The organism is Mesorhizobium marinum, assembly GCF_040813675.1.
In the GTDB taxonomy this organism is placed as follows: domain Bacteria; phylum Pseudomonadota; class Alphaproteobacteria; order Rhizobiales; family Rhizobiaceae; genus Mesorhizobium_K; species Mesorhizobium_K marinum.
Genome location: NZ_JBFOCI010000001.1, coordinates 671,501 through 696,341, shown reverse-complemented (window position 1 = coordinate 696,341; position 24,841 = coordinate 671,501). Strand labels below are relative to the sequence as shown.

24 protein-coding genes, 1 tRNA gene and 4 pseudogenes are annotated in these 24,841 nt (G+C 61.3%); 14 read left to right on the top strand and 15 right to left on the bottom strand.

Going from position 1 to position 24,841, the window contains the following annotated elements; all coding sequences use genetic code 11:
• Positions 1–5 precede the first annotated feature (5 nt).
• The 3 genes from ABUE31_RS03265 (at position 6) to ABUE31_RS03255 (ending at position 2,891) form a co-directional block, all read left to right on the top strand.
• Positions 6–1,157, top strand: coding sequence for an ABC transporter substrate-binding protein (locus tag ABUE31_RS03265; RefSeq protein ID WP_367722053.1), 1,152 nt, complete (start codon positions 6–8; stop codon positions 1,155–1,157).
• A 61-nt stretch (positions 1,158–1,218) separates the two neighbouring features.
• Positions 1,219–2,082, top strand: a complete 864-nt coding sequence (locus ABUE31_RS03260) for an ABC transporter permease (RefSeq protein WP_367722052.1) — start codon at positions 1,219–1,221, stop codon at positions 2,080–2,082.
• A 2-nt stretch (positions 2,083–2,084) separates the two neighbouring features.
• Positions 2,085–2,891 carry an ABC transporter permease gene (locus ABUE31_RS03255; protein WP_367722051.1) on the top strand — a complete coding sequence of 269 codons (807 nt, stop codon included), beginning with the start codon at positions 2,085–2,087 and terminating at the stop codon, positions 2,889–2,891.
• On the opposite strand, the gene ABUE31_RS03250 is transcribed toward ABUE31_RS03255, so the two are convergent.
• On the bottom strand, positions 2,794–3,072 hold the full coding sequence (locus ABUE31_RS03250; RefSeq protein ID WP_367722050.1) for an SDR family oxidoreductase: 279 nt from the start codon (positions 3,070–3,072) through the stop codon (positions 2,794–2,796). The two genes, ABUE31_RS03255 and ABUE31_RS03250, sit on opposite strands and share 98 nt — an antisense overlap.
• A 334-nt stretch (positions 3,073–3,406) precedes the next feature.
• Positions 3,407–3,766, bottom strand: a pseudogene (locus ABUE31_RS03245) (3-methyl-2-oxobutanoate hydroxymethyltransferase); the annotation flags it as partial.
• Positions 3,767–3,786: 20 nt separating this feature from the next.
• On the opposite strand from ABUE31_RS03245, the pseudogene ABUE31_RS22810 reads away from it, so the two are divergent.
• Positions 3,787–4,649: pseudogene (locus ABUE31_RS22810) on the top strand (LacI family DNA-binding transcriptional regulator).
• Positions 4,650–4,921: 272 nt separating this feature from the next.
• Here the strand turns inward: ABUE31_RS22810 and ABUE31_RS03230 are convergent.
• From ABUE31_RS03230 to ABUE31_RS03220, 3 genes are all read right to left on the bottom strand, one after another.
• Positions 4,922–5,203, bottom strand: a complete 282-nt coding sequence (locus ABUE31_RS03230; RefSeq protein ID WP_367722048.1) for a DUF982 domain-containing protein — start codon at positions 5,201–5,203, stop codon at positions 4,922–4,924.
• Between the two features lie 340 nt (positions 5,204–5,543).
• Complete coding sequence (groL, locus tag ABUE31_RS03225) at positions 5,544–7,172, bottom strand: chaperonin GroEL (protein WP_367722047.1); 1,629 nt, start codon at positions 7,170–7,172, stop codon at positions 5,544–5,546.
• A gap of 59 nt (positions 7,173–7,231) precedes the next feature.
• Positions 7,232–7,546, bottom strand: coding sequence for a co-chaperone GroES (locus ABUE31_RS03220; RefSeq protein WP_367722046.1), 315 nt, complete (start codon positions 7,544–7,546; stop codon positions 7,232–7,234).
• A gap of 460 nt (positions 7,547–8,006) precedes the next feature.
• Here ABUE31_RS03220 and ABUE31_RS03215 point away from each other — a divergent pair, with 460 nt between their 5' ends.
• The 3 genes and pseudogenes from ABUE31_RS03215 (at position 8,007) to ABUE31_RS03205 (ending at position 9,772) form a co-directional block, all read left to right on the top strand.
• On the top strand, positions 8,007–8,276 hold the full coding sequence (locus ABUE31_RS03215; RefSeq protein WP_367722045.1) for an usg protein: 270 nt from the start codon (positions 8,007–8,009) through the stop codon (positions 8,274–8,276).
• A 414-nt stretch (positions 8,277–8,690) separates the two neighbouring features.
• Complete coding sequence (locus ABUE31_RS03210; RefSeq protein ID WP_367722044.1) at positions 8,691–9,161, top strand: Hsp20 family protein; 471 nt, start codon at positions 8,691–8,693, stop codon at positions 9,159–9,161.
• A 100-nt stretch (positions 9,162–9,261) separates the two neighbouring features.
• Positions 9,262–9,772: pseudogene (locus tag ABUE31_RS03205) on the top strand (Hsp20/alpha crystallin family protein).
• Positions 9,773–10,705: 933 nt separating this feature from the next.
• Here the strand turns inward: ABUE31_RS03205 and ABUE31_RS03200 are convergent.
• A complete protein-coding gene (locus ABUE31_RS03200) occupies positions 10,706–11,293 on the bottom strand; it encodes a lipocalin family protein (protein ID WP_367722043.1) in 588 nt (195 codons plus the stop codon).
• Positions 11,294–11,389: 96 nt separating this feature from the next.
• Complete coding sequence (locus ABUE31_RS03195; protein WP_367722518.1) at positions 11,390–12,163, bottom strand: MipA/OmpV family protein; 774 nt, start codon at positions 12,161–12,163, stop codon at positions 11,390–11,392.
• Between the two features lie 792 nt (positions 12,164–12,955).
• On the opposite strand from ABUE31_RS03195, the gene ABUE31_RS03190 reads away from it, so the two are divergent.
• On the top strand, positions 12,956–13,426 hold the full coding sequence (locus ABUE31_RS03190; RefSeq protein WP_367722042.1) for a fasciclin domain-containing protein: 471 nt from the start codon (positions 12,956–12,958) through the stop codon (positions 13,424–13,426).
• Between the two features lie 281 nt (positions 13,427–13,707).
• Complete coding sequence (locus ABUE31_RS03185; RefSeq protein ID WP_367722041.1) at positions 13,708–14,085, top strand: MAPEG family protein; 378 nt, start codon at positions 13,708–13,710, stop codon at positions 14,083–14,085.
• Positions 14,086–14,260: 175 nt separating this feature from the next.
• On the opposite strand, the pseudogene ABUE31_RS03180 reads toward ABUE31_RS03185, so the two are convergent.
• Positions 14,261–14,677 (bottom strand): annotated as a pseudogene (locus ABUE31_RS03180) (integrase core domain-containing protein); the annotation flags it as partial.
• A 303-nt stretch (positions 14,678–14,980) separates the two neighbouring features.
• On the opposite strand from ABUE31_RS03180, the gene ABUE31_RS03175 reads away from it, so the two are divergent.
• The 3 genes from ABUE31_RS03175 to ABUE31_RS03165 all read left to right on the top strand — a co-directional run bounded on the left by ABUE31_RS03175 (position 14,981) and on the right by ABUE31_RS03165 (position 18,268).
• The gene (locus ABUE31_RS03175) at positions 14,981–15,265 is read left to right on the top strand and encodes a helix-turn-helix transcriptional regulator (protein ID WP_367722040.1); all 285 of its coding nucleotides are present in this window, start codon (positions 14,981–14,983) and stop codon (positions 15,263–15,265) included.
• Between the two features lie 216 nt (positions 15,266–15,481).
• Positions 15,482–17,227 carry a tyrosine-type recombinase/integrase gene (locus ABUE31_RS03170; RefSeq protein WP_367722039.1) on the top strand — a complete coding sequence of 582 codons (1,746 nt, stop codon included), beginning with the start codon at positions 15,482–15,484 and terminating at the stop codon, positions 17,225–17,227.
• Positions 17,228–17,254: 27 nt separating this feature from the next.
• Positions 17,255–18,268: a site-specific integrase gene (locus ABUE31_RS03165; RefSeq protein WP_367722038.1), complete on the top strand. Its 1,014-nt coding sequence runs from the start codon at positions 17,255–17,257 to the stop codon at positions 18,266–18,268.
• A 124-nt stretch (positions 18,269–18,392) separates the two neighbouring features.
• Here the strand turns inward: ABUE31_RS03165 and ABUE31_RS03160 are convergent.
• The 5 genes from ABUE31_RS03160 to ABUE31_RS03140 all read right to left on the bottom strand — a co-directional run bounded on the left by ABUE31_RS03160 (position 18,393) and on the right by ABUE31_RS03140 (position 22,004).
• Positions 18,393–18,468: transfer RNA gene (locus ABUE31_RS03160), tRNA-Lys, on the bottom strand.
• 155 nt (positions 18,469–18,623) lie between these two features.
• The gene (locus ABUE31_RS03155; protein ID WP_367722037.1) at positions 18,624–18,923 is read right to left on the bottom strand and encodes a hypothetical protein; all 300 of its coding nucleotides are present in this window, start codon (positions 18,921–18,923) and stop codon (positions 18,624–18,626) included.
• Positions 18,924–19,138: 215 nt separating this feature from the next.
• Positions 19,139–20,050: a PhzF family phenazine biosynthesis protein gene (locus ABUE31_RS03150; RefSeq protein WP_367722036.1), complete on the bottom strand. Its 912-nt coding sequence runs from the start codon at positions 20,048–20,050 to the stop codon at positions 19,139–19,141.
• Between the two features lie 111 nt (positions 20,051–20,161).
• Positions 20,162–20,881 (bottom strand): hypothetical protein, encoded by a 720-nt coding sequence (locus ABUE31_RS03145; RefSeq protein WP_367722035.1) that lies wholly within the window; start codon positions 20,879–20,881, stop codon positions 20,162–20,164.
• Between the two features lie 10 nt (positions 20,882–20,891).
• The gene (locus ABUE31_RS03140; RefSeq protein ID WP_367722517.1) at positions 20,892–22,004 is read right to left on the bottom strand and encodes an endonuclease/exonuclease/phosphatase family protein; all 1,113 of its coding nucleotides are present in this window, start codon (positions 22,002–22,004) and stop codon (positions 20,892–20,894) included.
• A gap of 140 nt (positions 22,005–22,144) precedes the next feature.
• Here ABUE31_RS03140 and ABUE31_RS03135 point away from each other — a divergent pair, with 140 nt between their 5' ends.
• Positions 22,145–22,606, top strand: a complete 462-nt coding sequence (locus tag ABUE31_RS03135) for a BA14K family protein (protein WP_367722034.1) — start codon at positions 22,145–22,147, stop codon at positions 22,604–22,606.
• Positions 22,607–22,712: 106 nt separating this feature from the next.
• The gene (locus tag ABUE31_RS03130; protein ID WP_367722033.1) at positions 22,713–23,036 is read left to right on the top strand and encodes a PilZ domain-containing protein; all 324 of its coding nucleotides are present in this window, start codon (positions 22,713–22,715) and stop codon (positions 23,034–23,036) included.
• Positions 23,037–23,124: 88 nt separating this feature from the next.
• Here ABUE31_RS03130 and ilvC read toward each other — a convergent pair whose 3' ends face one another.
• Together ilvC and ABUE31_RS03120 are read right to left on the bottom strand one after the other, a co-directional pair.
• Complete coding sequence (gene ilvC / locus ABUE31_RS03125; protein ID WP_367722032.1) at positions 23,125–24,234, bottom strand: ketol-acid reductoisomerase; 1,110 nt, start codon at positions 24,232–24,234, stop codon at positions 23,125–23,127.
• Entirely contained in the window at positions 24,170–24,820 is a 651-nt protein-coding gene (locus tag ABUE31_RS03120) for a TetR/AcrR family transcriptional regulator (protein ID WP_437344078.1), read from the bottom strand. The genes ilvC and ABUE31_RS03120 overlap by 65 nt, the downstream gene beginning before the upstream one ends.
• Positions 24,821–24,841: the final 21 nt, after the last annotated feature.

The window sequence follows — 24,841 nt, the reverse complement described above, 5'->3', positions numbered from 1 at the left end:
TAATCATGACCAAAGACAAAAACCTTATAACACCGCAGCAATTTATCGATGAACTGCGCCGCTATCAGAAAGGCTCGGTCTCGCGCCGCCATTTTCTCGGCGTCACAGGGCTAGGACTAGCTACCGCCGTATTGGGCACTGCCGTGCCCGGCCTCAGGCCGCGCAAGGCCTATGCCGCACTCGCCGGCACGGTGAACTTCACGACTTGGCCAAGCTATTTTGCCCAGGAAAACATCGACCAGTTCGCCAAGGACACCGGCGTCAAGATCAACATCGCGGTGTTCGGCTCGAACGAAGAAATGCTGGCCAAGCTGCAAGCCGGCTCCACTGGCTGGGACGTCTTCGTGCCCACAAACTACGCGATCTCGACATACAAGGACCTCGACCTCGTCGAGGAACTCGATCTCACCAAGCTGCCGAACTACGATCCCTCCACGCAGGAACAGCGCTTCACCGCGGAAGGCGTGATCGACGGCAAGACGTATGCCGTGCCGAAGGACTGGGGCACCACTGGCTTCGTCTACAATTCGAAGTCTATGCCGCAGAAGCCGGCGAGTTGGAAGGAGTTCTGGGACCTTTCCATGAGCGAGGCGACTGGTCGTTCGATGGTCCACGATTATCAGCTCACAACCATCGGCAACGCGCTGAAGTATTACGGCTACTCCTTCAACTCCAACGACGAGAAGGAACTGGCTGACGCTGAGAAGCTGCTGATAGCCGCCAAGCCGCATCTCTTCGGTATCAACTCCGACTACAAGCCGTCGCTTATTTCAGGCGACGCCTGGATGAGCGTGTGCTGGACGGGCGACGCAACCCAGTTGCAGCGCGACATGCCCGAAATGCTATACGTGCTGGCCAAGGAAGGCGGCGAGATCTGGAGCGACTTCTACGCCATCCCCAAGGGTGCGCCGAACATTGAGGCAGCCTATGCGCTGATCGACTTCCTGTTGACCCCCGAGATCAACGCCAAGGAAGTCGTGGCGCACGGCTACCCCTCGACCGACTCGCGCACCAACAAGCTGGTGCCAAAGGACATGCTTGACAATCCAATCCTCTATCCGGCAGCCGAAGCGCTTTCGCCGCTAGAATTCGGAGCGGCCGCGACATTGACCAATCCGCTCCGTGCCGAAATCATGGCGCGCTTCAAGTCAGCCTGAGTCACGTCTCCCTTCCTCGCACTGCGCGGGAGGGAGATCCGCCTTCGAAATTGAGCCTCCATTGACCGCAGCGCCTGCCCGTTCCCGCGCCGTGACCGCGCTGCTTGTAGCACCTGCGGGTGTCTTCTTCCTGTTCCTGCTGATCGTGCCGCTGATGGTGGTGGTTGTGTTTTCCTTCGGCGAGCGGGGCCCGGCTGGCGGCTATTCGTTCGCTTTCACTTTCGACAACTACCTGAACCTCGCCGCGCGCGGTAAAGCCTTCGTAAACACGTTAACCCTGGCGCCGCTGGCCACCCTGCTCACAGCCGTCATCGCTTTTCCCATGGCCTATTTCCTAGCCGTGAGAGTCGATCCAAAATGGCGCGTGTCGCTCCTCGTGCTCGTTGTGGCGCCATTCTGGACCAGCCAGCTTCTGCGGTATTACGCATGGATCATGCTGCTGGGCGGCAAGGGCATTCCCGCCTGGCTTGCCTGGATCGGAATGGACAACGTGCGGATCATCAATACGCCTTGGGCTGTCCTTATCGGCGCGGTATACGGCTTTCTGCCACTCATGGTGCCGCCGATCTATGTGAGCCTTGAGAAACTCGACAAGCGCCTGCTCGAGGCCTCGGCTGATCTCGGCGCCACGCCGATCCGAACCTTCTTCCAGGTAACGCTGCCGCTGGCTTTGCCGGGGATCGCAACCGGTTCGATGCTGGTCTTCATTCTGCTGATGGGCGACTACATCCTCCCGCAGTATCTCGGCGGCGGCAAAGTCTTCTTCATCGGCAACGCGCTGGTAGACCTTTTTCTTCAATCGCGGAACTGGCCATTCGGGGCGGCGGTCTCGGTGGCTCTGGTCGCCATCATGTTCGTCACAATCTTTTTCTACATGCGCTTCGTGCTAGGCAAGACCGGCACACGGCGCGCGGCACTGGTCTAGCCATGCGTATCTACGCCGTCCTGATCTACATCTTCCTCTACGCCCCTATTGCCTTCATCGTGGGGGGGTCATTCAACGCAGGAAAGCAGGCCATGATCTGGCAGGGCTTTTCGCTGGAATGGTACGGCAAGGCATTCTCCAATCCGCTGATCACCGAGGCGCTGATCACAAGCCTGATGATCGCGCTTACCACCGCTCTGCTTTCGGCCATTATAGGCACGCTCACAGCACTCGGCCTCGAACGCATGAGCGGCTGGATCCGACATGCCTTTGACGCCTTGATCTACATCGCCATTCTGGTGCCTGGCATCGTCATCGGCATCTCGACCCTGATTGCCTTTGTCTCCTTCTTCGACATGGTCAATCCATATTTGACAAGCGCCTGGAACATCCGCATCGAAATGGGCGCTTGGATGGTGGTCGCCGCCCACGTGCTGTTCAATATCGCGGTGGTGGCGCTGTTGGTCAGGGCGAGGTTGCAGGGCATGGACCGCAGCCTCGTAGAAGCGTCGGACGATCTCTACGCCACGCCGCTCCGCACCTTCCGCCAAGTCGTGCTGCCTCTGCTGGCGCCGTCAATTCTAGCCGGCTTCCTGCTGGCGTTCACCTTTTCCTTCGAGGATTTCATCATCGCTTACTTCGTAGCAGGCCCCGACGTAACGCTACCGATATACGTGTTTTCCTCAATTCGCCGTGGCGTTACCCCGGAAATCAACGCGGTCGGTACGGTCGTGCTGCTGACCTCGTTTGTTCTGCTCGTCGCAGCGCAATTGATCCTGCAGCGCGCAAGCAGAACCGCTGCCAGATAGAATTGATGCCATGAGTCCGGTGCTTGTGTGGCTGGCTCTGCCTTTCTGAATTTGTAGACCGTGAGTCCAGACTTTCTCCGCCATCGACGACCGAAGTCTGACCTGTCATGAAGGCCGAACGTTCGGATGCCAGGAACAAGACAGATTCTGCAATCTCCTCGGCTGTGACGAAGCGGCCCATCGGAAATCGTATTACTGACATAGCGCTCAAGGGCAGCACGCCCGCCCCTCGTAGCGTCCTTGGGGGTGCAGGCATCTCGCCTCGAGGTTCTAGTGCCAGTTCGGGTTGAAGGGGTTGAGTCGCAGAGCCTCCCGCACTCGCGCCAGCCCCACGACGGGTCGGTCGAGATACATCAGTAGCGACCGTTCACTGCCGCGACGTCGCCCTTCGGATCTAGCGAGACGGTTGGTTCGAAATGATAGATCGCACGGTCGTGGCTGTGCCATAATAGCTTGGCGACACCCAGAGCAAGATGGGACTTGGCGTCCTGGTCATCATTCGAATGAATATTGAGCTAAGCTTGGGCCAGAAAGGCCTTCAACTCCGCCGGATCCATGCGGACTATGTGGCGCTCTTCAGGATAGGCGCGGCCGTTGCAATCGGCGACGAACTCGGAGAAGGCGGCGACACGCTCCGTCTGCAGGCGATCTTATTCGGCGGCGAAATTGCGATAGACCTTGGAATGACGGGGCATATGGCCCCGGTTCTGACCGAGCACATCTTCCGCAAACAGGTATTGGGCGTCGCATCCGGTGCCAGCGCCCATGGAGATCATGAACAGGCTGGTGCGCTCCGATATCGCTGCGGCCACCTCCACCGGAACGACCTCGATCTCCGCTCCGAACGCGCCCGCCTGCTCCAGCTGGCGAACCGCAGGTTGCGAAACAGGCCGGCGTGTCGGCCGCAACCGTCGATCGCGTACCAAACAACCGTCCTGGCGTGAAGGCGCGCACGCGCGAGATCGTCTTCGAAGTCGCGCGCAGGATCGGTTACCTGCCTGCCGACCAAGCCAATGGCGAAACACTTTCCGGCGAACGGATACGCTTGGACTTTGTCCTGCCTATCGGGACGAACTCCTTCATACGCATGCTTCTAGACCAGTTGAGGACGCAAGGGGCGGCCCGTCCCGGGCTCGATGTCCACGTCCATGCGATAGAGGGTTTCAACCCTGATACGTTGGCTGCCACCTTGGGAGATCTTGGTGACAAGACGCGCGGCCGGGGCGCCGGCCGGGAATGGCTGGATCAGTTGGCCAATCGAACCTGGGCCGTCTGCTTGGAACGGACGTACCCAGAAAAGTTGCGCTGTTCGCGGGCTCCCTGTCCTATCGTGGGCATCAAGAACGCGAGATGGGTTTCCGCCACGTTCTCGGCGAGGAATTCCCGAACCTGTCAATCGTCGAATTGCGCGAAATGCTTGATGACCGGGAACGGGCATATACCGAGGCGTCATCCATTCTGGACCAGCATCCCGACCTAGCGGGAATCTATAACATCGGCGCCGGAAACCAGGGCATCGCTGGGGCGCTGCGACAGCGCGGCCGCGAACACTCGACGCTTTTTGTCGGCCATGAGCTGACCGACGGAGCAAAGCGTCTGCTTCTCGACGGTACCATGAACGCGGTAATCGATCAGAACCCTAGGGTGGAGGCGCGCGAGGCGTTGAGCCTGCTTACTCACGCAATCAGAGGCCTTCATTATGAAGGTCATCCGCCACGCCTGCATTTGGTTCTCAAAGAGAACATCCCAGAGGTCTAACGTGGGCGACGTAGCTTGTTCGCATGCCAAAGCGGGACCGCGTGCGTATATCTGCTTCCGAAACCTGCACGACAAGAGCAGCCGGTCCGCAGTCGACCCCGAAGCTGCCTGACCGCAATGCGCTCCCATATCGGTCGTAGCGCGTAGCTTTGCAATTCGCCGATAGCAGACGTCAATGTGGACTACGCATGCCCCGCCTCACGATCCGGCGGGCGACATTGGGGCGTTGCCGCCGGATGTTGCGATTAGGCCTTGCCCAGCGCGCCTGCTGCTCAGACGTAGCTTGGCTGCTTTGGTCTCCACCAGGGGATGGTCGCATCTTCGACCAAGATGTCCTTGCTACGCGCAAACGCGACAAAAACACCCCGTGCGGTTTCAGGATCTACATCACCGGCAAGCGCGGCTTTGCATGCACGGGTTGCTGCCCGTTGCTCCGGACTGTTGCCGCCCCATTCCGATGCGAATTGGTATGCGTCGACCACGGTGTTGAGTTGCCGGGGAAAGCCAAGTCCGACCCATACGTGTACTGGCTTTTCGAATGGCTGTGCAAGCATAGATACCTCCTTGGCTCTTGGGCCGAAAAACGGTGCCGGTTGTCGTTCCGCGTTACAGACGCGTTAGCTTGGCGATGCAGTTACGTGCTGGGCTGCAAGAAACATGAGAGCAGACGCCACGGTTCTACGCCGCCAGCCAGCTGTCACGGCGGTCTCGATCATGTGATCGAGCAACGGCCTCAACACGTCCCTGCACTCAGCCTCATAAGCAAAGAACTCGCTGGCCTCGTGCTTTGGCGAGGAAATCGTTCCGACGTTTGCTAGCATGTTCATCGACAATGTCTCCACCTTACCGATCAGAGGCCCGCTCCAATTCGGAGCGGGCCCGTTGTTGTAGAAATCAGAAGTCCATGCCGCCGGCCGGCATTGCCGGAACACTTGCTTCCTTCTTCGGCTTTTCAGCGACCATTGCCTCGGTCGTAACCAGCAGGCCGGCGACGGAGGCTGCATCCTGCAGCGCCGTTCGAACGACCTTGGCGGGGTCGATGACACCCTGCTTGTAGAGGTCGCCATACTCGTTGGTCTGGGCGTTCCAGCCATGGGCGAACTCCGACTTTTCGCGCAGCTTGCCGACGATGATCGAGCCCTCGGCGCCGGCATTCTCGGCGATCTGCCGGGCCGGAACCTCGACGGCGCGCCGCACGATCTCGACGCCGGCCTTCTGGTCGGCATTGTCGACCTGAACGATCTCCAGCGCCTTGGCGGCCCTCAGCAGAGCCACGCCGCCGCCTGGCAGGATGCCTTCCTCGACCGCCGCCCGGGTCGCATGCAGGGCGTCGTCGACGCGGTCCTTGCGCTCCTTGACTTCGACCTCGGTCGAGCCACCAACACGGATTACCGCGACGCCGCCCGCCAGCTTGGCCAGCCGCTCCTGCAGCTTCTCGCGGTCATAGTCGGAGGTCGTTTCCTCGATCTGCGCCTTGATCTGGCCGACCCGGCCCTGGATCTCGGCTTTGCTGCCGGCGCCATCGACGATGGTAGTGTTCTCCTTCTCGATCACCACCTTCTTGGCGCGGCCAAGCATGTTCAGCGTTACGTTCTCCAGCTTGATGCCGAGGTCCTCGCTGATCGCCGTACCGCCAGTCAGAATGGCAATGTCTTCCAGCATGGCCTTGCGTCGATCGCCGAAGCCCGGCGCCTTGACCGCCGCGACTTTCAGGCCGCCGCGCAGCTTGTTGACAACCAGCGTGGCGAGCGCCTCGCCCTCGACGTCCTCTGCGATGATGAGCAGCGGCTTGGACGACTGCACGACGGCCTCAAGGACCGGCAGCATGGCCTGCAGGTTCGACAACTTCTTCTCGTGGATCAGCACATAAGGCTCTTCCAGCTCGACGCGCATCTTGTCCTGGTTGGTGATGAAGTACGGCGAGAGGTAGCCGCGATCGAACTGCATGCCCTCAACGACTTCGAGCTCGGTCACCGCGGTTTTGGCTTCCTCGACCGTGATGACACCCTCGTTGCCGACCTTCTCCATGGCTTCTGCGAGGAAGCGGCCGATCTCGGTATCGCCATTGGCCGAGATGGTGCCGACTTGGGCAATCTCGTCATTCCTGGTGACGTTGCGGGCGTTCTTCTTGAGTTCCTCAACGACCGCTTCGACCGCTTTGTCGATACCGCGCTTGAGATCCATCGGGTTCATGCCCGATGCAACGGCCTTGGCGCCCTCCTTGACGATCGCCTGGGCCAGCACGGTCGCCGTCGTGGTGCCGTCGCCGGCGATGTCGCTGGTTTTCGAGGCGACCTCGCGGACCATCTGTGCACCCATGTTCTCGAACTTGTCCTCAAGCTCGATCTCCTTGGCGACGGTAACGCCGTCCTTGGTGATGCGCGGGGCGCCGAACGACTTGTCGATCACGACGTTGCGGCCCTTGGGGCCGAGCGTGACCTTCACCGCGTTGGCAAGGATATCGACGCCGCGCAGCATCTTCTCGCGCGCGTCGGAGTGGAATTTGACTTCCTTTGCAGCCATTGGAACACTCCTTCATTAGGCAGTTTTCTTGACTGTTGAACTGGTTTCCGTGGTCCCGCTTAGGCGGCCTTCTTCAGCGCGGCGCTGACATCTATCACGCCCATCACGTCGCTTTCCTTCATGATGAGCAGATCCTCGCCGCCGAGCTTGATCTCTGTGCCGGACCATTTACCGAACAGGATGCGGTCGCCGACCTTCACGTCGAGCTCGACCAGCTTGCCGCTTTCGTCGCGGGCGCCAGGGCCGACAGCAATCACTTCGCCTTCCTGCGGCTTCTCCTTGGCGGTGTCGGGGATAATGATTCCGCCGGCCGTTTTCTCATCGGCCTCGATGCGGCGAACCAGAATACGGTCATGCAATGGACGGAACGCCATGTCGTTCTCCTTCAAGGACAAACAGATTTTGAGGTTCCTCCACACCGGACCGGCAATATCGGGCCGGTGCGGGGCGCTGCGACCCTTCGTCAGGCATCGCGCACATTTCGAGCTAGTTTGCCGATTTTTCGGTTTCAAGAGGTTCGCGCAAAAATTTTGGCACTCGCGAGGGAGCGCGCTACCGGTCTGAATTCATGAAGCTATTTCCTTCAGTTCTCGTGACGAAGGCTCTTGAAAGTCATCGCGCTTTTGCCAAAATCTAGTCGCACCGGGCTAGCCAACTGAGGCTGCACTGCGAAAACCTCCGGGTGCGGCTATGCCCGTGAGCTTTGACGCCGTCATGGAGGCCTTGCGCAAGCTGGATGATCCTCGGCGCGATGATTTTCTCGCCGTGAATCGCCGGCCGGCGGAGAGGCTGTCAGCAAGCTCGATGCCTGAGTGCATTTGAGAGGAGATAACGATGGTCAGCAGGGAATTCCGGCTGCAGATGGAAGGCTACGGCCTCACCACCGCCGAGATCCATTATCAGCGGCCGGATCACCCGAGCTTGCTGCAACTTTATGTCTGGCAGGAATACGATCTGGCTCCGGAGTTTCCAAGTCTGAGGGAATTCCTGGGCTTCTGGGAGCGCGAGCTCGAAGGCGCACTGCATTCCGTCCGCGTTGCCCACAATCGATTGATCCGTCCGGCTGAGTGGCGCGCCGTCAACGGCATCATCGCTATCCACTGAAAGTCGGGAGCCGCCTCCGCTCCCACTACTTCCCATCCTCCGATGCGACGATATCGATCAGGGACGCGACTGGGTCCCCGGCAAACGCCTCATCGCCGCTAAGCCAGACCAAGGCCTCGCGCAGATCCTCCAGCGTGGCGTCGGTTTCGGCAACCTCGGCGATCCTGCGTATCGTCTACCCGTCCGAGCAGCGAGACAATCTCATCCCTCGTCAAAGGCATGATCGGTCCTCCGCTTGAACGGGTTGAATGCACGTTGTTGCCGGGATGTTGCTCCGCCTCCCGGCAGCCCTTGACGCCCCTAAAAGCAACACCCAAATCATCATGTCGGTCGCCGAACGGGACCGGCATGTCAGGGAGCGCCAGGCTTCTTGGCGCGCCCTTGTATCTATGTTGCTCACAGGAGGATGTAGCTATGAGAACGCAGATAGACTTCTCTCCCTTCTACCGGTCGAGCATCGGCTTCGACCGCATTTTCGACCAGCTCGAAAATGCCGCCCGTCCGCAAAACGGTGACAACTGGCCACCCTACGACATCGTCAAAACCGGCGAAGAAGCGTATCGCATCGTCTTAGCGGTTGCCGGCTTCGCCGAGAACGAGCTTTCGATCACCCATGAGCGAAACCTGCTGGTGATCGAGGGTACGAAGGCCGACAGCGATGAGCTTCAGTATCTCCATCACGGGCTTGCTTTGCGGCCCTTCGCGCGGCGCTTCGAACTCGCCGATCATGTCAGGGTAACGGGTGCTAAGCTCGAGAACGGCCTGCTTGTCATCGATTTCAACAGAGAGATCCCCGAGGAGATGAAGCCGCGGCGGATCGCAATCAATGCGGATGCGGGCAAGAAGCCTGCGTCGAAGCGCATCGAAGGCGACATAGCGGCCTGACCACATACCAGCGCCTGGCCTTGCCCGTTGCGCGCAACAGGCAAAGCCGTGCGTTGATCGCGAAGAGGAGAACAACGAGAAGGTAAGAAGGAAAACGACCATGAGTGTCCGTGACCTGGTCCCCTGGAGCCGGGGGCAAAAATCAGGCTCCGACGGTCTATCACGGTGGTGAGATTGACCCATTCATGTCTCTGCACCGTGATGTCAATCGGCTCTTCGACGATCTCTTCCGCGACTTCGATACTCCATCGCTCTTTGGGCGGATGCGGACCGGCAACGGCGGCTGGCCAAGCGTGGAGGTATCGGAAACGGACAGGGAAATCCGCGTGGCAGCCGAAGTTCCCGGTCTCGAGGAGAACGATATAGAGGTTCTGCTGGAAGACGGCGTGCTGACGCTTCGGGGTGAAAAGAAGTCCGAAACCGAGGACACCGGCCGCCAGTTCAGCGAGCGTCACTATGGCCGCTTCGAACGGCGCCTCGCGCTCGGTCGCGAGGTCGAGGAGGACAAGGTCGCCGCGACCTTCAAGAACGGCGTCCTGACGGTGACCCTGCCGAAGACCGCGAAGGCGCAGGTGAACGCCAAGCGGATCGCGATCAACAGCGGCAAGTGACCGCGCTTGCTGCCAGTTCGCCGGGTGCGCCCTCAGCGCGCCCGGCCCTGTCACGAGCAAGCCTGATGCTGCCAAGCCCTTGGGTGCCGAGAGCTATCACCGGCCCGCGGACGTTTGCCTGTTCACCTGCGAGCTTCAGCATTGGACGTAGTTTTGAGCATGCGGACCTTAAGAAGGCGATGAAGCGAGAGATCTAGTCTTCACAACGGGTACGCTCGTGCGCCTTTAGTGGACGGTGCCATGGACTTGCGGGAACGCCTATGAGGGGCGCGCCGGGTCGATTTGCGGGTGTTCTCATCAGGCCGCTTGCTAGCAAATACGGAGGGAAAGCCCACGGAGACATCGAGGGCTGCTTCCCGTCGCCTTGCCTCCTTCCGTCCGACATCAGCTGTCTAGCTGCCAAGGCATTCTGATAGCCGGCGGCCCATGGGCTGCGTTGCTTGCAGGATCGTTTCCTCTTCATGCTCGTGCATTGTCGCTGTCGCCGAATCGCAACGCGGGATGCACCAAGAGGATTGCTACCGGCGCAATGATCGATTTGGGAGTGGACGCGAGCCGCGTCAAGAGCTCAACAGCGCGGACCTTGTCTTGAGGGCATGGGTTATGCGCAACGGCAATTTGGTGCTGAGTCATGAGTGGCCGCGGTTGTCTTGAGCGACGGCTGGCCTCCAGCATCCTGAACGTCCGGTAAGGCGTTCTGGGATCCTAAAGCTTCCCGTCCACAAGCGGCCCCGAACCTGTCAGTCTGGAAAGCGCCTCAGATGGGCCATAATGGAAGGGCACTGACGCTTCCCAGAAGCGGACGTTGTATCGGCATTGCCTAGGACCGCGATTGCAGCATGGGCAGGGGCACATAACTCCGACCAGGAAAAGCCGCTCAGAACGCATGTCGTTCATCAGAGGCAAATGTGGCCTGTCCAAGTGCCTCATCTGCTAAAGTTTGGGAACTTTTCTTGGTGGCTGCGCTGGGAATTCGAGCCGCGACACGTCGTACCCCAAGGCTTCGGCTCGTGCTACCAGCCGCGATAGCTGTGACCGCGACGGAACTTTGCGCGTAAAAATGTACAGGTCGCGGAAATCGGGGCTCGCCTCGATGAACCAACTGTAATCGTCTGCGCGGTCGATGATCCAGTATTCGCGCGAGACGAGCGGCGCGTACCGGACGATCAGCTTGGCATTTGTGCCGGGGTCCAGGATCGTCCCTTCGCCGTCAATTGAGCGCTGTCGCCCGCCGGGAACCCCAACCTCGCAGGCGTCAAAAACGTAGACTGTTGTGGGACCGGTACGCCGGTAGGTTGTCGAGCCGGCAGGACAATTAGCCGTGATCAACATTGGTCTTCGAGCGACTTCGAGCCATGTGCCGGAATAGAAGCGGTCCATTTCAATTATTTTGCGCGGTTCCGGAGCTCCACCGCCTACGACCTGAATGCCTGCGCATCCCGCCAATACGGCCATGATCGCAATTATCGCCAGGTTCGTTTGTCTATGCATCACGTCCTGTTGTTCCCAGGCTTGCTGCATCTAGCGCGGACAGGCGTGCCAACTTGTCGGAGCCTAGTGCAACGACAGGCGCCGCTGTTCCTAGGCTCGGCGGCCTATTCGAACTGGCATACCGTCCTACCTGAAGAGATCGAATGAAAAGCGGTAGGTCAGGCCGCCGCCAATCGAAAACTGGTCCTTGCTGCCGGCTTCGACGATCGGACTTTCTGCTGCGTCGCCAATGAATCGGTCCCAGCCTGCACGCATATGCAAACGTGTATTTTGAGATACGGCATAGGTAGCTCTGGCTTCGAAGCCTGCCGTCTTGAAAGATGACCCCGGATCGTAGGCGCTGAGGCGTGAGCCGGGAGCCGAGGCCTCGCTTTCCGTGACCCCGAAATACGTATCCATGTATTCGCCGGATGCCCAGGTCAGCCGGGGTCCAAAATTGAGCTGCAAGGTCTCGACTGGAGCAGCTATGACGTCGATGCCCAATTCTACGACCTGGCCTTCATGGCCGTTGATACCCTGTCGAACCTCGACGGTGCCCCGTAGCCAGTCGTAGCGATATCCGACACCCAAGCCCACTTCCAACGCCCAATCCACCGTTTCGGTGCCGGTGAGTTCACGAGCGTCAGATGCCTCGCGCTTGCCGTTGAAGTCGAACGAAGGGAACATGTAAAACGCCCGCAACTCCTCTTCGCCGTCGACGACCTGCCCCCAACCAGGGATGAAGAGCCGCTGGACGGCAACCAGTGGAAGCGGGACGATTATGTAGTCGTCGGATCCTGGATATTTCGGCTTGTATTGAACACCTGCGCCGACATCGACAACATATTGATAGGGGCTTTCGGCGAGCGTGACTTCCTGAGCCCTCGCCGGGACGATCGCACTCGCAATCGGCAAACCCACAAGCAAAACAGCTGCCGCTAATTTAATATCAGGAGTTACTCCTTGGTGTTTGTCCCGTAGCGGTTGTGAGGAGGGCCGCAATCGCCTTAAACGACCATCTTATCAGGGTTCTCAGGAACGGATATCACTAGAGGGTGACGGCATCCCGGTCCTAGATGTCACTAGCACCAACAACCTAGGCGGTCGGAACAGGCTTCACCAGAATCCCGACCGCCGTCGGCATAAATTCAGTTCGGCTTTTTGCCGTAGTCGGAAACCTGATCGCCAGAGATAGCTGCAGACCCCGTATTGCCCCAGCCCGATGCTCCTGGGCCAGTTGCGTTCTGCCCGCTGACCGAAGGTGCAGCGGAGGCCGTTACTCCGCGATCACTCGAAACGTCAGCGGCCATTCCCTTTGCCGCGCCGGAGTTTCCGCCGCCCGCGTTAACGCTCGTAGCAAAAAGAGCTGCCATACCCACTGCGAGAAAAGAGATTTTCATTTGCTACCTCCGCTTGGTTCTAGCGGACTCACTACGTCGCGCAGCGTGGACCAGATCACTCAATGCATAACGTTTCTGTGATCGCGGCGAAGTTCGCGTGCCCTCAAGGCTTTGCCGCTCCCAAGGCCACAACTCAATAGTCTGGGCCGGTCGACCCCGCCAACCGGCATGCTTTTGGTCGACAATGCCTGCGTCTCTGAGAGGCTATCAATCTCGCTTCCTTGCTGATCCAAAGCCGCTCGACGGACGTAGTCTGTATGTGCGCGCAACCGGACGCACTTGTGACCTGAACAACACAGGAAGGAAGCCACCCATGAGAAAACTCTTGCTGATATCGGCCCTCGGTACGTCTCTTTTTGCATCAGGCGCCTACGCGGCCGATATAGTCGATACGGCCTCTTCGAATGGAAGTTTCAAGACCTTGGTTGCAGCGGTGCAGGCCGCAGGCTTGGTCGACACGCTTAAGGGCGCCGGGCCTTTCACGGTCTTTGCGCCGACGGACGATGCGTTCGCCGCGTTGCCGGCTGGGACCATTGACGATCTCCTCAAGCCGGAAAACAAGGACAAGCTGACAAAAATTCTGACCTACCATGTTGTCTCCGGCAAGGTCATGTCGGGCGATCTGAAGGACGGCATGAAAGCCGCTACCGTCGAGGGCGCGGAAGTCACGATCGACCTCGACAGCGGCCCGATGGTCAACGAGGCAAAGGTCGTCATGGCAGATGTCGCCACCGACAATGGCGTCATCCACGTGATCGACAAGGTGCTCATGCCCCCGATGTGACACCAACTTTCTGCGTGGAAAAAATGCGCGGCTCCTGACCGACAGCGGTCCGCGTCGCACAGATGCTGAAAGCGCCACACATCATCCTTTGACCGAAGTGCGGTTGCAGGGCCATGTTGCTGGTGTTGTGGCGCTTTGGCAGAGGTCCGGCCCTTCGAGTTATCCCAAGCCCCCCTCGGAGGGCCGGACTGCTGGCGAGATTGCACAAATGTAAGTCGGTGCTGTCGACCCGGCAGACATTGAAAGCTTGGCTTGTGCTTCAATCGCCGGAGTTCGCTAAAATGAATGTCACACCAATTTACGCGGGTCTGTTAGGTCTCCTCCTGACCATTCTGTCTGTGCGAGTAATTGCAGGTCGCCGCACATTCGGCATAAGCCTCGGGACAGGTGCAAATCTTGAGCTCGAAAGGCGCATGCGGGCGCAGGGTAATCTCGCCGAGTATGCACCTATAGGACTGCTACTATTGGCAATGCTCGAGGTTAACGGCGGGCACGCGATCACGCTCCATTCTCTCGGTTCGCTGTTGCTTCTTGGGCGCCTCATGCATGCGTGGGCGCTTTCGTTCGAGCGGCGCAGCCCGTTCTACCGAACCGCAGGCATGGCGCTTACGCTCACATCGATCGGAATGGCCTCACTGTTCAATCTTGTCGTACCGTAGCCGAAGGGTATGGACGGGTATCGACGTAGCAAGGCCTAACCTTCGGTGCCGAAAGCTGACTGAAATGGCAGAAAATGGCGACATGCGGCGGCGCTGAGCAGCTCGTAGTTGTCGCTTGGCCGGCCCCCATTGGGTGATCCGGTTTGAATGTTAGTGGGAAGGCTGTTGGTGGCGCCACGGTCGGCGTGGCCGGCGAAGCTGGTCCGGGTTGAGAAGCCGGCCACGAGATGGCTTCCGGCGCGGGTGGTCTGTAGCCCAAGGACGAGTGCGGCCGGACCGTGTTGTAGTGCTGGCGCCAGCCTTCAATGACGACCCTGGCCTCCTCGAGTGTGTAGAGGATCTCGCCATTGAGCAGCTCATCGCGAAGCTTCGCGTTGAAGCTCTCGCAATAGCCGTTCTCCCAGGGGCTGCCCGGAATGATGTAGGCCGTGCGGGAGCCGACGGCTGCAATCCATTCACGCACCGCCCTTGCAAAGAACTCCGGACCGTTGTCGGAACGAATATGGCCGGGCACACCGCGCAGGATGAACAGGTCCGAGAGCGTGTCGATCACGTCGAAGGCTTTCAGCTTGCGGCCGATCCTGATCGCCAGGTGACCTGCTGCCGCTGCACATTCATCCAGCGGCAATTAGAAAAGCACCAGAAGCGCCTTCAGGCCATCACACGTCGATATCAAACCTTGGTCAGGCAGGTCGTTACGATAACCATGCGGATGTGGATGTCCGCACTTGCATGACCGGAGCCAAAAGCTGCCGGTCCGGAGTCGGCCCCGAAGCAGCCAGTTAGCGATGAAGCGTTGACCACATAAGGCCGATCACAGCCACTTTCCTACCCATTTGAAGTGACTCCTTTCTGCGCCATCCAAAGGCAACTTGGTCAAATCTGGAGTTGCCAAATGAACGCGAAGGCCGAAGAACCGCTGGTCCCGTTAGACAGCGGACATTCCAAATTGCCGATCGAAGGTGACGAGCAGGGGTATTCAGCCTCACCGTACCTGACCGTGCCACAGGCCGCCGCCTACCTGCGCGTGTCGAAGAACTATCTCGACAAGCTCAGGGTTTCCGGGACGGGCCCGTCCTTTGTCCGCCTCGGTCGCCGCAAGGTGCTCTATCGCAAGGCAGACCTGGATCAGTGGATCAACGAGCGGATCTTCGGTTCGACATCGCAGTACGGGCACTAGCGTAGGCGCCCGTACTGCTCCTATTGGTAGTGAAGCCCTGTCCAGCTATGGACTGTATTATCTGTGTCATTATGTCATATACTACACATCCATTTTAGTTTTGGGATCGCTGGTCAGCATAAAGATGGATTTTATTCTGATGTGGTATTCCTACTCTGCAAGTACAGATTACCGCGTCCATCCTACTCCAACTGTGATCGCAAAAAGCCCGTCCCAATGACCAAGCACGTCGATCCCGAACGCCCCTTCGCCAAAACCTCGGCAATCGGCGAACCGTCGTTTGCGGAAGTGCTACAGGCGATCGCGAGCGACGATGGCCTCAGCGATGACCGAAAGCGCCATTGGTCGACGTCGCTGCGTAAAATGGCCGAGTATCTCGACCGCCCCATGCCCATGATCCCGGCGCGCATATCGGGTATCGGTCAACAGGTATCGTCCCTTCATCCGGCCCAGCTCGGCGTCAACGACAAGACATTCGCTAATCACCGGGCCAACGCCAAAGCGGCATTGAACTGGTTCAAGGATTGCAGGGGCGGACTGGGTCGCGCAGCGGCCATGTCGGCGGCGTATCGGGAATTGCTGGTCCGGATTGGAAACCGCCATCACCGCGACCTGATCTCTCCGTTCTTTCGGTTCCTGAGCATGCAAGGTGTCGAGCAGACCTGCATCCGTGATGAACATCTCTCGGCCTATGTCGCCTATTGCGAGGCGACCAAGTTCAGGCCTTTGCGAAACTCCACGATCCGATCCCTGGCGCGTCAATTGAACCACTACGCCGAGACGAACGAGGAATGGCCCCACGTTGCGCTGAGCGTCCCGGCAATTTTGAGCACAAACGATGGTCTGCCGTGGGAACAGGTTCCCGCTTTGCTGCGCAGCGATATCGAGGCCGTGTTGAAGAGGCGCTCCCGGCCGCGCAAATCCGCCTCTGGGCGGCGACTGCGCGGCTGCAAGCAATCAACCTTGGATCTCATCGAGCGCAAGCTGAAGGCTGCCGTGCGAATGGCGGTCAGAACAGACATCCCGCTCGAAGAGCTTTCTTCGCTTGCGGCCTTGCTGCACCCGGATCGCTCAGAGGCGATCATTGATGCATACTGGCGGGCTCATGGCGAGCAGCCAGGCACCTACACGATCGAACTCGCAACCCTGTTTCTCGATCTCGCCCGCAGCGAGACGGAACTGGACGGCGATGCCCTGGCGCGGCTGGAGGACATGTGTGCTCTTCTGGAAGAGCATCGTCGTTCCGGAATGACCGACAAGAACATGAGACTGATCCGCCAGGTCCTGGCGACCGATACGTGGGCCAAGGTTGTCGGATTGCCTCGACGTATGCTGGCGGAGGCCGATGCCTTTCGCAAAACGCAACCGATAAAATCGGCCGTGTCGGCCCAACTCGCCGTCGCAATCACGCTGTTGGCCATGGCGCCGGTGCGGATACGTAACCTTGCGACGATCCGGATCGGCCAAAATCTTGTCCGCCCCAAAGGTCAGACAGGACCGTTTCACCTGATCTTTGCTGCCGGTGAGGTCAAGAACGAGGAGCCCCTGGAATTCCCGCTGAGCGCACAGGTCACGGCGATAATCGAGACGTTTGTCCACGATCATCGCCCGAAGCTGATGCGCGGCCACAACCACGACTACCTGTTCCCAGGTGAGGCTGGCGGCCACAAGGACATCAAGACGCTCGGTGGGCAGATCACCAAGCGGATCGAACACGAAGTCGGCCTGACAATAACACCGCATCAGTTCCGCCATGCTGCTGCCGCGCTGATCCTGCGCACCGATCCCGGCAACTACGAATTCGTTCGCCGCGTTCTCGGTCACAGGTCGCTTGCGACCACGACACGTTTTTATATTGGCCTTGAGTCACTCTCCGCGGCAGAGCGTTTTGGCGAGATCGTCACCGCGATGCTGCCGCCTGAACAGGCTCGGCCAAGCAAACCAAAGCGTCTACGAGGCTGAGATATCATGCGGCCTGCATATCGATCCTTGCCAGTCGACGAATGGCCTGTTGCCGATCGCACGGCCTGGCAGGACGCCTGCAGGCCCTCGGAGCGTCTTCGCAGGGGAGGTAGCGCCCGCTGCATCAAACCGGTCTCGCGAACGGCCTATGCGCGGGCCTACGGCTATCTGCTCGACTTTTGCCTGCGCACGAACCGGTTGGATCCCCAGGCAGGTGCCGCGGGCCACATCACGCCACTGATCACAGATGCCTTTCTTGCTGAACTCCAGACCCGTGTCGGCTCGATCGCGCGCCACAACTATCTCAGCCGGATCGAACGCATGGCTCGGCTTCTCGCGCCCGGTACCGACACTCTCTGGCTGAAGGAAGTGGTGGCCGAACTGAAAGACCACGCCACGCCACGCAGCAAGGCGGCACGCATCATCCCTTCCTCGCGGCTTCTGAAGCTCGGACTGGACCTCGTGGAACGCGCGAGGACGTCCACGCGCAATACGGAGCGGCAAAGGGCTCTCCTGCATCGAGATGGCCTCATGATCGCATTGCTCGCGCTTTGCCCCATCCGCCTGAAGAACTTCGCCAGCCTCCGAATCGGCAAGCAGCTTCGCAAGATCGATGACCAGTGGTGGATCACGCTTGCGGGCGAAGAAACCAAGACGGGTCGAGCCGATGAACGCCCGCTTCCCGCAATCCTGACCCCGATCATCGACCAATGGATCGACACGTATCGACCGGCCTTCCTTCGACCAGGCGATGCAATGTGGACCTCTACTGCCGGCGGTGCCTTGGCCTACACCTATGTCGGGGCGATCATCACTGAGACGACGAGACGGGAGTTGGGTGTCGCTGTCAATCCGCATCTCTTCCGGGCCTGTGCAGTCTTTACAATCGCAAACAATTCCGGTCGCGAAATGGGCGTAGCTACAGGGCTTCTACAGCACACCGACCGTCGCGTGACCGAAGCGCACTACAATCGCGGCGGCAAGATGGAGGCGGTCAAAAGCTTCCATCAAATCCTCATGGCGATCGAGGAAATCGCCTGAGGCGTCAGCCGATTATTGTCCCATGTTGGACGCAAATAGCCAAGACTGGCCAACAGGCCGGACGCCATATGGACGCCATTCCCGTGGCAATATAATCAATCGCACTTTAAGTATTTGATTTATTTGGTGGGTGATGCAGGGATCGAACCTGCGACCCGCTGATTAAGAGTCAGCTGCTCTACCAACTGAGCTAATCACCCGCGCACCGGCGAACCGGAAGTCGCGGCGGATATAGCCACAGTGTCCGGCCCTGTCCAGCCCAAAACCGACATTCCGCAAAAAGGTGTGAAACCGGCGGCCGGCATGTCGCCAACCGCCGGTCCCGCCGCATTCGAGTGACCGGGGCAGAACAGCGTCAGCTGCCCATGCGGACGCAGCGCAGTTCGCGCGGGTTGGCTCGCGGCACGTTGCCCTTCTTGCGCGCCCGCTCGAAGCGGCGGTTGCATTCGCGCCGCGCGCGGTCGCAGGCGGTTTCGCGCTTGACCGCCGACGCGTAGCCCTGGATGGCGAGGTTGCCGGTCACCACGCCGTGGCCGTCCTGGTAAAGCATGTAGTAGCATCCGGCGGCCGATGCTGGAGCGGTCGAGGCCGACACCGCGACAAATCCGAGCGCGGCGGTCGCGGCGAGAAGAAGCAGGCCTTTCATGTGTCTCATCCTTGTTTCCGGAAGGCTCCGGCATGGCGGAGCGCTCTTTTTTGTCGTGATCGCCGGAAGCGTTGGAGGATGGTCTGTCCACCACGGGCCGCGCCGACGACTGGCGTCAGGATCGGCGGCAGAAGCTGCGGGAACACTTCGCCGGTGCTCCAGCATTGTTTCATTTGTTTCAGGGTGCAGGCGACCGGACCGCGAATACGGTGGGCAGCCGACGGTCAGGCGAAGAGCAGACCTTCCGCGACCTTCACCGCGTGGCCGCCGATCCGGGCGCCGTCGATGCGGCCGCCCTCGACATCGATCTCCAGCCTGATGCGGGACGGGCGGCCCATCTCGATTCCCTGCTCGATCCAGAAGGCGTGAGACCCCGCGACAGGTTCGTCGAAATGCACGATCGCGCCGGCGAAGGCGGCCGCCGCCGACCCCGTGGCCGGGTCTTCGATGGCCGGGTTGCCGGGCGAGAACATGCGCGCATGGAAGGCGCTGTCGTGCAGCACCGTATCGCGGCAATAGATGTAGGCCGAAGCGACGATCCCCTCGCCCTTCGGCGGCGCCAGCTCCGTCCAGGCAGTGTTGTCGAAACGGATACGGGCCGCGACCTCTTGCCCGGCGACCGGCACCGTCAGGTACGGAACGCCTGCCGCCCAAAGGCTCGGCCGGTGGTTCTCGAAGCCGATCTCGTGCGGCGCGAGGCCAAGCGCTGCGCCGATGGCGGCCGGATCGACGGTGAGCGGAAGCCGCTCGGGAAGCTTCGCCAGGTCGAATTCGGCAAACGACGCGCCCCGCCCCTTGGTCACCGCGCAGCGCACCGGCCCGATCTGCTCCTCGAGCACGAACATGCCGGCCATGCCGTCGTCGCCCGCCCCCTCGGCGAGTGCGACGGCGGCGCCCACCGTCGGATGGCCCGCGAACGGCATCTCGTATTCCGGCGTGAAGATGCGCACGCGGGCGCGATGGCGCGGATTGTCCGCCGGCAGGATGAACACGGTTTCGGACAGGTTGAACTCGCGCGCGATGGCCTGCATCGCAGCCGTTTCGAGGCCTTCGCATTCGACGACCACGGCGAGCGGATTGCCGGCCAGGGGCCGGTCTGTGAACACGTCGTAGATCAGATACCTGCGCGATTTCATCGGCATCAAACTGTCCCGCCGCCGCCAATCCGGCCTCGATCAGGGATAATGCGAACGCCGGGGCTCTGCAATGCACCAAGCGTGGGCGACGCCTTGGCTCTTCGCCGACTGCTACCTGGGGCCATCCTGCAGAAAGTGCCAGTCGATCAGCGGGGGCATGTGCGCCATCACCCCCTCCGGCAGGTCTTGCGCGCTGCGGATGATCACGGGTTCCTCGATCTCCGGCTCGGCCTCGCCGGCGACGAAGTCTCGGATGCGCGCGGCGAGGCTGTCGGCGTCCTCGTCCAGGAAGTAGCGGCGGAAGATCACCGTTCCACGCTCTGTGGCCAGCGCATGGTGGCGTTCGTCCCGGCGTGCGCCGGAAATGTCGATCCCGGTCTCCTCCAGCACTTCGCGCGCCATGTTGCCGTGAGCGTCCACCACGCCGCCGGGAAAGTCCTCGGGCTCGAACGACCCCGCCGCGAAGTAGACCCGGCCGGCATTGACGGTGTGCGCGGCCATGCGGATCGCCACCAGCGCGTTGTCGCGCGTCACCAGCATCGGATGCGCGAAAGCGTGCGCCACCGTGCCGACGCGGTCGCGGCGCCAGTAGAGGAAGGTCGAATAGCGCACTGCGTGGCAGCGGCCGAACAGGCGAGCTCGGTCGTAGCCGAATTCGGAAAGCAGCACGACCGAACCGTCGAAAACAGCCGGCCGCTCGGTCACTTCGCGCCGCCAGTTGCGCTTGATCGCGGCGATGTTTTGCGTCTCGAAGGGGTGCGGCGTCGGATCGAGCCGGACGTCGATCTCGTCGACCGGCAGGATCACGCCGAGGGGCAGGCCGGAAATCACGGGAGGCCCCTCAGGCGATGTCGAGCGTCACGGCCACCGGGCAGTGGTCGGACGCCTTCGGCCGGTCCCAGCCGGTGCGCGGATAGCGGTCGACCTCCTGCCCGGGCGGGAACGGCGTGCGCCAGGGCTGGCCGCCCCTGACGATGTCGGGAATGGCGAGCGCATTGCGCCGGGCCAGCGCCGGCGACAGCAGGATGTAGTCGAGCTGGCACAGGTGGCGCTCGTCCGGCCCGCGCGTGTGGTAAAGCGTCCAGCGGTCGAGCTCGGGGCGGCGCTCTACGATGTTCTCGCTGAACCCCCCGGCCAGCAGCACGTTGACGCAGGATTGCGCCTCCTGTGCCGGGTCGAAGCGGAAGCCGCCCTCGGTGTCGCCGGACACCAGCACGCGTTCGCGATAGTCGTTGAGGTCGCCGCAGATCACCCAGCGCTTGTCGCCGGCGTGGTCCTTGCCGAAACGGTCCTCGATGATACGCCGTACCGCCTGCGCCTCGGCCATGCGGATCGGCATGGTCGCCTCGCGCCCGTCCATCCCGTTGCGCGGACTGCCCATCGACTTGAAATGGACCGAATAGATGGTCAGCGGCTTGCCGGCGACTGTCAGGTCGATCTCCAGGCAGTCGCGGCGGAAGATGCGTTCGTGCGACGCTTCGCCGAGCGCCTCGAGCTCCGGCGTGTGGAGGTCGAAATCGGCATAGGTGATGTGCGCGTGGCTGGTCATGCGCACGAATTCGATCGGCTGGCCGTGCGCGGTTTCGGCGCGCAGCATGACCGCGACGTCGATGCCCCGCGAATCGTTGCCCGACGTCGTGTACTTCTGCCGGTAACCCTGCCCGATCATCTTGAAGAGATAGCCGTATTCGAACGCGTTCAGCGCTTCCAGGTTGTCGACCTCCTGGAGGCAGAAGATGTCGGCCCGGGCCGCGGCGATGGCGAGCGCGGTGAGCTGGCGGGTATCGTCCGCATGCGCGATGGTGCGGGCCTGCTCCAGCAGCCGGTATTCCGCCTCGTTGCGGATCTCGAACAGCGCCAGCGTCCGGTCCTGGCGGAGCTGGTTGCGGAAGCCGGAATAGTCGAACCTGTTCATCAGGTTCTCGACGTTGAAGGTGGCGATGCGCAGCGACATGGCGCGACCATTGCCCGCAAGCGCCTGCCATGACAAGGGCAAGCACGTCGGCTCCGTTCATCCTGCGTTCATGAGGCGGGCCGGATACTCGGCGTTTCCTCGGGGCTTGGGCGTGGGGCTTGTGCTTCTTGGAGGATGACATGGGCATTCGGATACACGCGCGCCTGCGCATGGCGCTGGTCGCGCTTGGCGTGTTTGCCGGCTTCTGCGCGACGGCGGCCGCGACGCCCCTTGCGGGCGCGAGCCGCACCGCGGTCGCCCCCGCCAACGCGTCCACGACCGCTGTCCCGGTTCATTATCGCGGCTACAACCGCAACTACTGCTACCGCTACGGCAACTGCCGTGGCTACAACCGCTACCGCAACGACGACTGGCGCTATCGCCGCTACTACCGGCGGCCCTACCGAAATCTCTACGTGCAGCCCTGGCTGTACTACGGCCCGCCTGCGTACCGCTACGTCGAGCCGAGGCGCTACTACCGCGGCGGCGGCTCCGCGCATGTGCGCTGGTGCTACAACCGCTACCGCTCGTACCGGGCCTGGGACAATACCTACCAGCCCTATCACGGGCCGCGCCGGCAATGCTGGTCGCCCTATAGCTGACGACGCGCGAAAAGCGGTGCGACCGCTTCCGCAATTGCCGTCGGCAATTGCAACCGATCGCACGCTGCGGCATTAAGGCCATGCGTGGCGCCGACGAGACGGCGCCATGCTTGGTGCAATGAAGCAAGACCGCGGCATGTCCGGACCGGCCGATCCCAAACCTCAGAGAGAGCACAGGCGGCGCGTTCTCAAAGGCGCCGCCATCCTGTCGGGCATCAACACGTCCGTGGTCCAGTGCACCATCCGCAACATGCACGAAAACGGCGCGGAACTGACCGTGGCGGCGGAGGCGCGCGTCCCCAAGGAGTTCCTGCTCTACGTGCCGGCCGACAGCGTCGGCTACCGCGCGACGCTGCGCTGGCGCAGGCTCGATCGCTGCGGCGTGAGCTTTTCCGGCACCGAACCCAAGCCGCACTGGTACTACGGCTGAACCAATCAAAAAGGCCCCGGCGCAGCGCGCCGAGGCCTTTTTCATTGGAGCCGGGACCGCCGCCTGATGGCAGGCGGCGGCAATGGCCTCAGTTCTTCGCCTTGTCGACGAGCTTGTTCTTGGCGATCCACGGCATCATGCCGCGCAGCTTCTCGCCGACTTCCTCGATCTGGTGGCTGTCGTTCATGCGGCGGATGCCCTTGAAGCGCGCCGCGCCCGAACGGTATTCCTGCATCCACTCCGAGGTGAACTTGCCGGTCTGGATGTCGTGCAGCACGCGCTTCATCTCGGCCTTGGTCTCGGCGGTGATGATGCGCGGGCCCGACACGTACTCGCCCCACTCCGCGGTGTTGGAGATCGAGTAGTTCATGTTGGCGATGCCGCCCTCGTAGATCAGGTCGACGATCAGCTTCACCTCGTGCAGGCACTCGAAATAGGCCATCTCCGGCGCGTAGCCGGCTTCCACCAGCGTCTCGAAGCCGGCGCGGATGAGCTCGACCAGGCCGCCGCACAGCACGACCTGCTCGCCGAACAGGTCGGTCTCGCACTCTTCCTTGAAGTTGGTCTCGATGATGCCAGAACGGCCGCCGCCGACGCCGCAGGCGTAGGAAAGGCCGAGGTCGAGCGCGTTGCCGGAAGCGTCCTGGTGGACAGCGACCAGGCACGGCACGCCGCCACCCTTCTGGTACTCGCCGCGAACCGTGTGGCCCGGGCCCTTCGGCGCGACCATCAGCACGTCGACCGTCTTCTTCGGCTCGATCAGGCCGAAATGCACGTTGAGGCCGTGCGCGAAGGCGATCGCCGCGCCGTCGCGGATGTTGTCGGCGATGTCGTTCTTGTAGATGTCGGCCTGGAGTTCGTCAGGCGCCGCCATCATGATCAGGTCGGCCCACTTGGCGACTTCGGCCACCGTCATGACCTTGAGGCCGTCAGCCTCGACCTTCTTGGCGGTCGGCGAGCCGGCCTTGAGGCCGATGGCGATCTCCTTGGCGCCCGAGTCCTTCAGGTTGAGCGCATGCGCCCTGCCCTGCGAGCCGTAGCCGACGATGGCAACCTTCTTGCCCTTGATGAGATTGAGATCGGCGTCGCGATCGTAATAGACACGCATGGATACGTTTCCTTCCTTTTGATTGTCAGAGTGAACGGATTTTCGGACGGCCAGCCGTCCCGAACAGGGTGAAGAAGCGATCGACGGCATACGAGGCGTCGCGTTCGATCGTGGCGGTGGAGAGTTTCAGCGGGTCGCCGAGCAGCAGGCGGATCTGCACGTCGCGGCCGACCAGCCCGTAGAAGGTGCGGAACGCCTCCTCGGCGTCGTCGAAGGCAAGCAGCCCGGCAGCCCTGCCGGCTTCCAGCAGCGGCTTCAGCCGCTCGCCGATCGCAAAGCGGCCATTGGCCAGCACGATCGAGCCGAGGTTGCTCTTGCCGCTGCCGGCATGGCTCACCGCAACCCGGTTGAGCGCCATCGAGGTTCGGCTGGAAATGACCTTCAGCCAGTTGGCCGCGAACGCCTCGAGGCTGTCGCGCAGCGCGTCGGCGTCGAGCTTCTGGCGGTCGTAGTTGCCCGTCCGCACCTTCGACGCCTGCCAGCGCACCGCAGCCGCCAGCAGGCCGTCGCGGTCGCCGAACCACTTGTAGAGCGTTTCCTTGGAGCAGCTCGCGCGCCGCGCCACCGCGGTCATGGTGAGCTGGTCGCCGCCCTCGACCAGCAGGTCGAGCACGGCGTCGAGCACCGCCTGCTGGCGCTCTGTCGGCGTATGTCTTGCGGCTGCTTCTGGCACTATTCCGAACCGTACCGTACGTTA

What these genes read in the sequence shown, in the direction of transcription:
- ABUE31_RS03130 (WP_367722033.1), top strand. Translation starts at nt 22,713, where the DNA reads ATGCTTGGTGCAATGAAGCAAGACCGCGGCATGTCCGGACCGGCCGAT.
- ABUE31_RS03155 (WP_367722037.1), bottom strand. Translation starts at nt 18,923, where the DNA reads ATGAGACACATGAAAGGCCTGCTTCTTCTCGCCGCGACCGCCGCGCTC.
- ABUE31_RS03150 (WP_367722036.1), bottom strand. Translation starts at nt 20,050, where the DNA reads ATGAAATCGCGCAGGTATCTGATCTACGACGTGTTCACAGACCGGCCC.
- ABUE31_RS03265 (WP_367722053.1), top strand. Translation starts at nt 6, where the DNA reads ATGACCAAAGACAAAAACCTTATAACACCGCAGCAATTTATCGATGAA.
- ABUE31_RS03190 (WP_367722042.1), top strand. Translation starts at nt 12,956, where the DNA reads ATGAGAAAACTCTTGCTGATATCGGCCCTCGGTACGTCTCTTTTTGCA.
- ABUE31_RS03220 (WP_367722046.1), bottom strand. Translation starts at nt 7,546, where the DNA reads ATGGCGTTCCGTCCATTGCATGACCGTATTCTGGTTCGCCGCATCGAG.
- ABUE31_RS03230 (WP_367722048.1), bottom strand. Translation starts at nt 5,203, where the DNA reads ATGCTTGCACAGCCATTCGAAAAGCCAGTACACGTATGGGTCGGACTT.
- ABUE31_RS03185 (WP_367722041.1), top strand. Translation starts at nt 13,708, where the DNA reads ATGAATGTCACACCAATTTACGCGGGTCTGTTAGGTCTCCTCCTGACC.
- groL (WP_367722047.1), bottom strand. Translation starts at nt 7,172, where the DNA reads ATGGCTGCAAAGGAAGTCAAATTCCACTCCGACGCGCGCGAGAAGATG.
- ABUE31_RS03140 (WP_367722517.1), bottom strand. Translation starts at nt 22,004, where the DNA reads ATGTCGCTGCGCATCGCCACCTTCAACGTCGAGAACCTGATGAACAGG.
- ABUE31_RS03255 (WP_367722051.1), top strand. Translation starts at nt 2,085, where the DNA reads ATGCGTATCTACGCCGTCCTGATCTACATCTTCCTCTACGCCCCTATT.
- ilvC (WP_367722032.1), bottom strand. Translation starts at nt 24,234, where the DNA reads ATGCCGTCGATCGCTTCTTCACCCTGTTCGGGACGGCTGGCCGTCCGA.
- ABUE31_RS03175 (WP_367722040.1), top strand. Translation starts at nt 14,981, where the DNA reads ATGAACGCGAAGGCCGAAGAACCGCTGGTCCCGTTAGACAGCGGACAT.
- ABUE31_RS03250 (WP_367722050.1), bottom strand. Translation starts at nt 3,072, where the DNA reads ATGGGCCGCTTCGTCACAGCCGAGGAGATTGCAGAATCTGTCTTGTTC.
- ABUE31_RS03215 (WP_367722045.1), top strand. Translation starts at nt 8,007, where the DNA reads ATGGTCAGCAGGGAATTCCGGCTGCAGATGGAAGGCTACGGCCTCACC.
- ABUE31_RS03210 (WP_367722044.1), top strand. Translation starts at nt 8,691, where the DNA reads ATGAGAACGCAGATAGACTTCTCTCCCTTCTACCGGTCGAGCATCGGC.
- ABUE31_RS03170 (WP_367722039.1), top strand. Translation starts at nt 15,482, where the DNA reads ATGACCAAGCACGTCGATCCCGAACGCCCCTTCGCCAAAACCTCGGCA.
- ABUE31_RS03200 (WP_367722043.1), bottom strand. Translation starts at nt 11,293, where the DNA reads ATGCAGCAAGCCTGGGAACAACAGGACGTGATGCATAGACAAACGAAC.
- ABUE31_RS03135 (WP_367722034.1), top strand. Translation starts at nt 22,145, where the DNA reads ATGGGCATTCGGATACACGCGCGCCTGCGCATGGCGCTGGTCGCGCTT.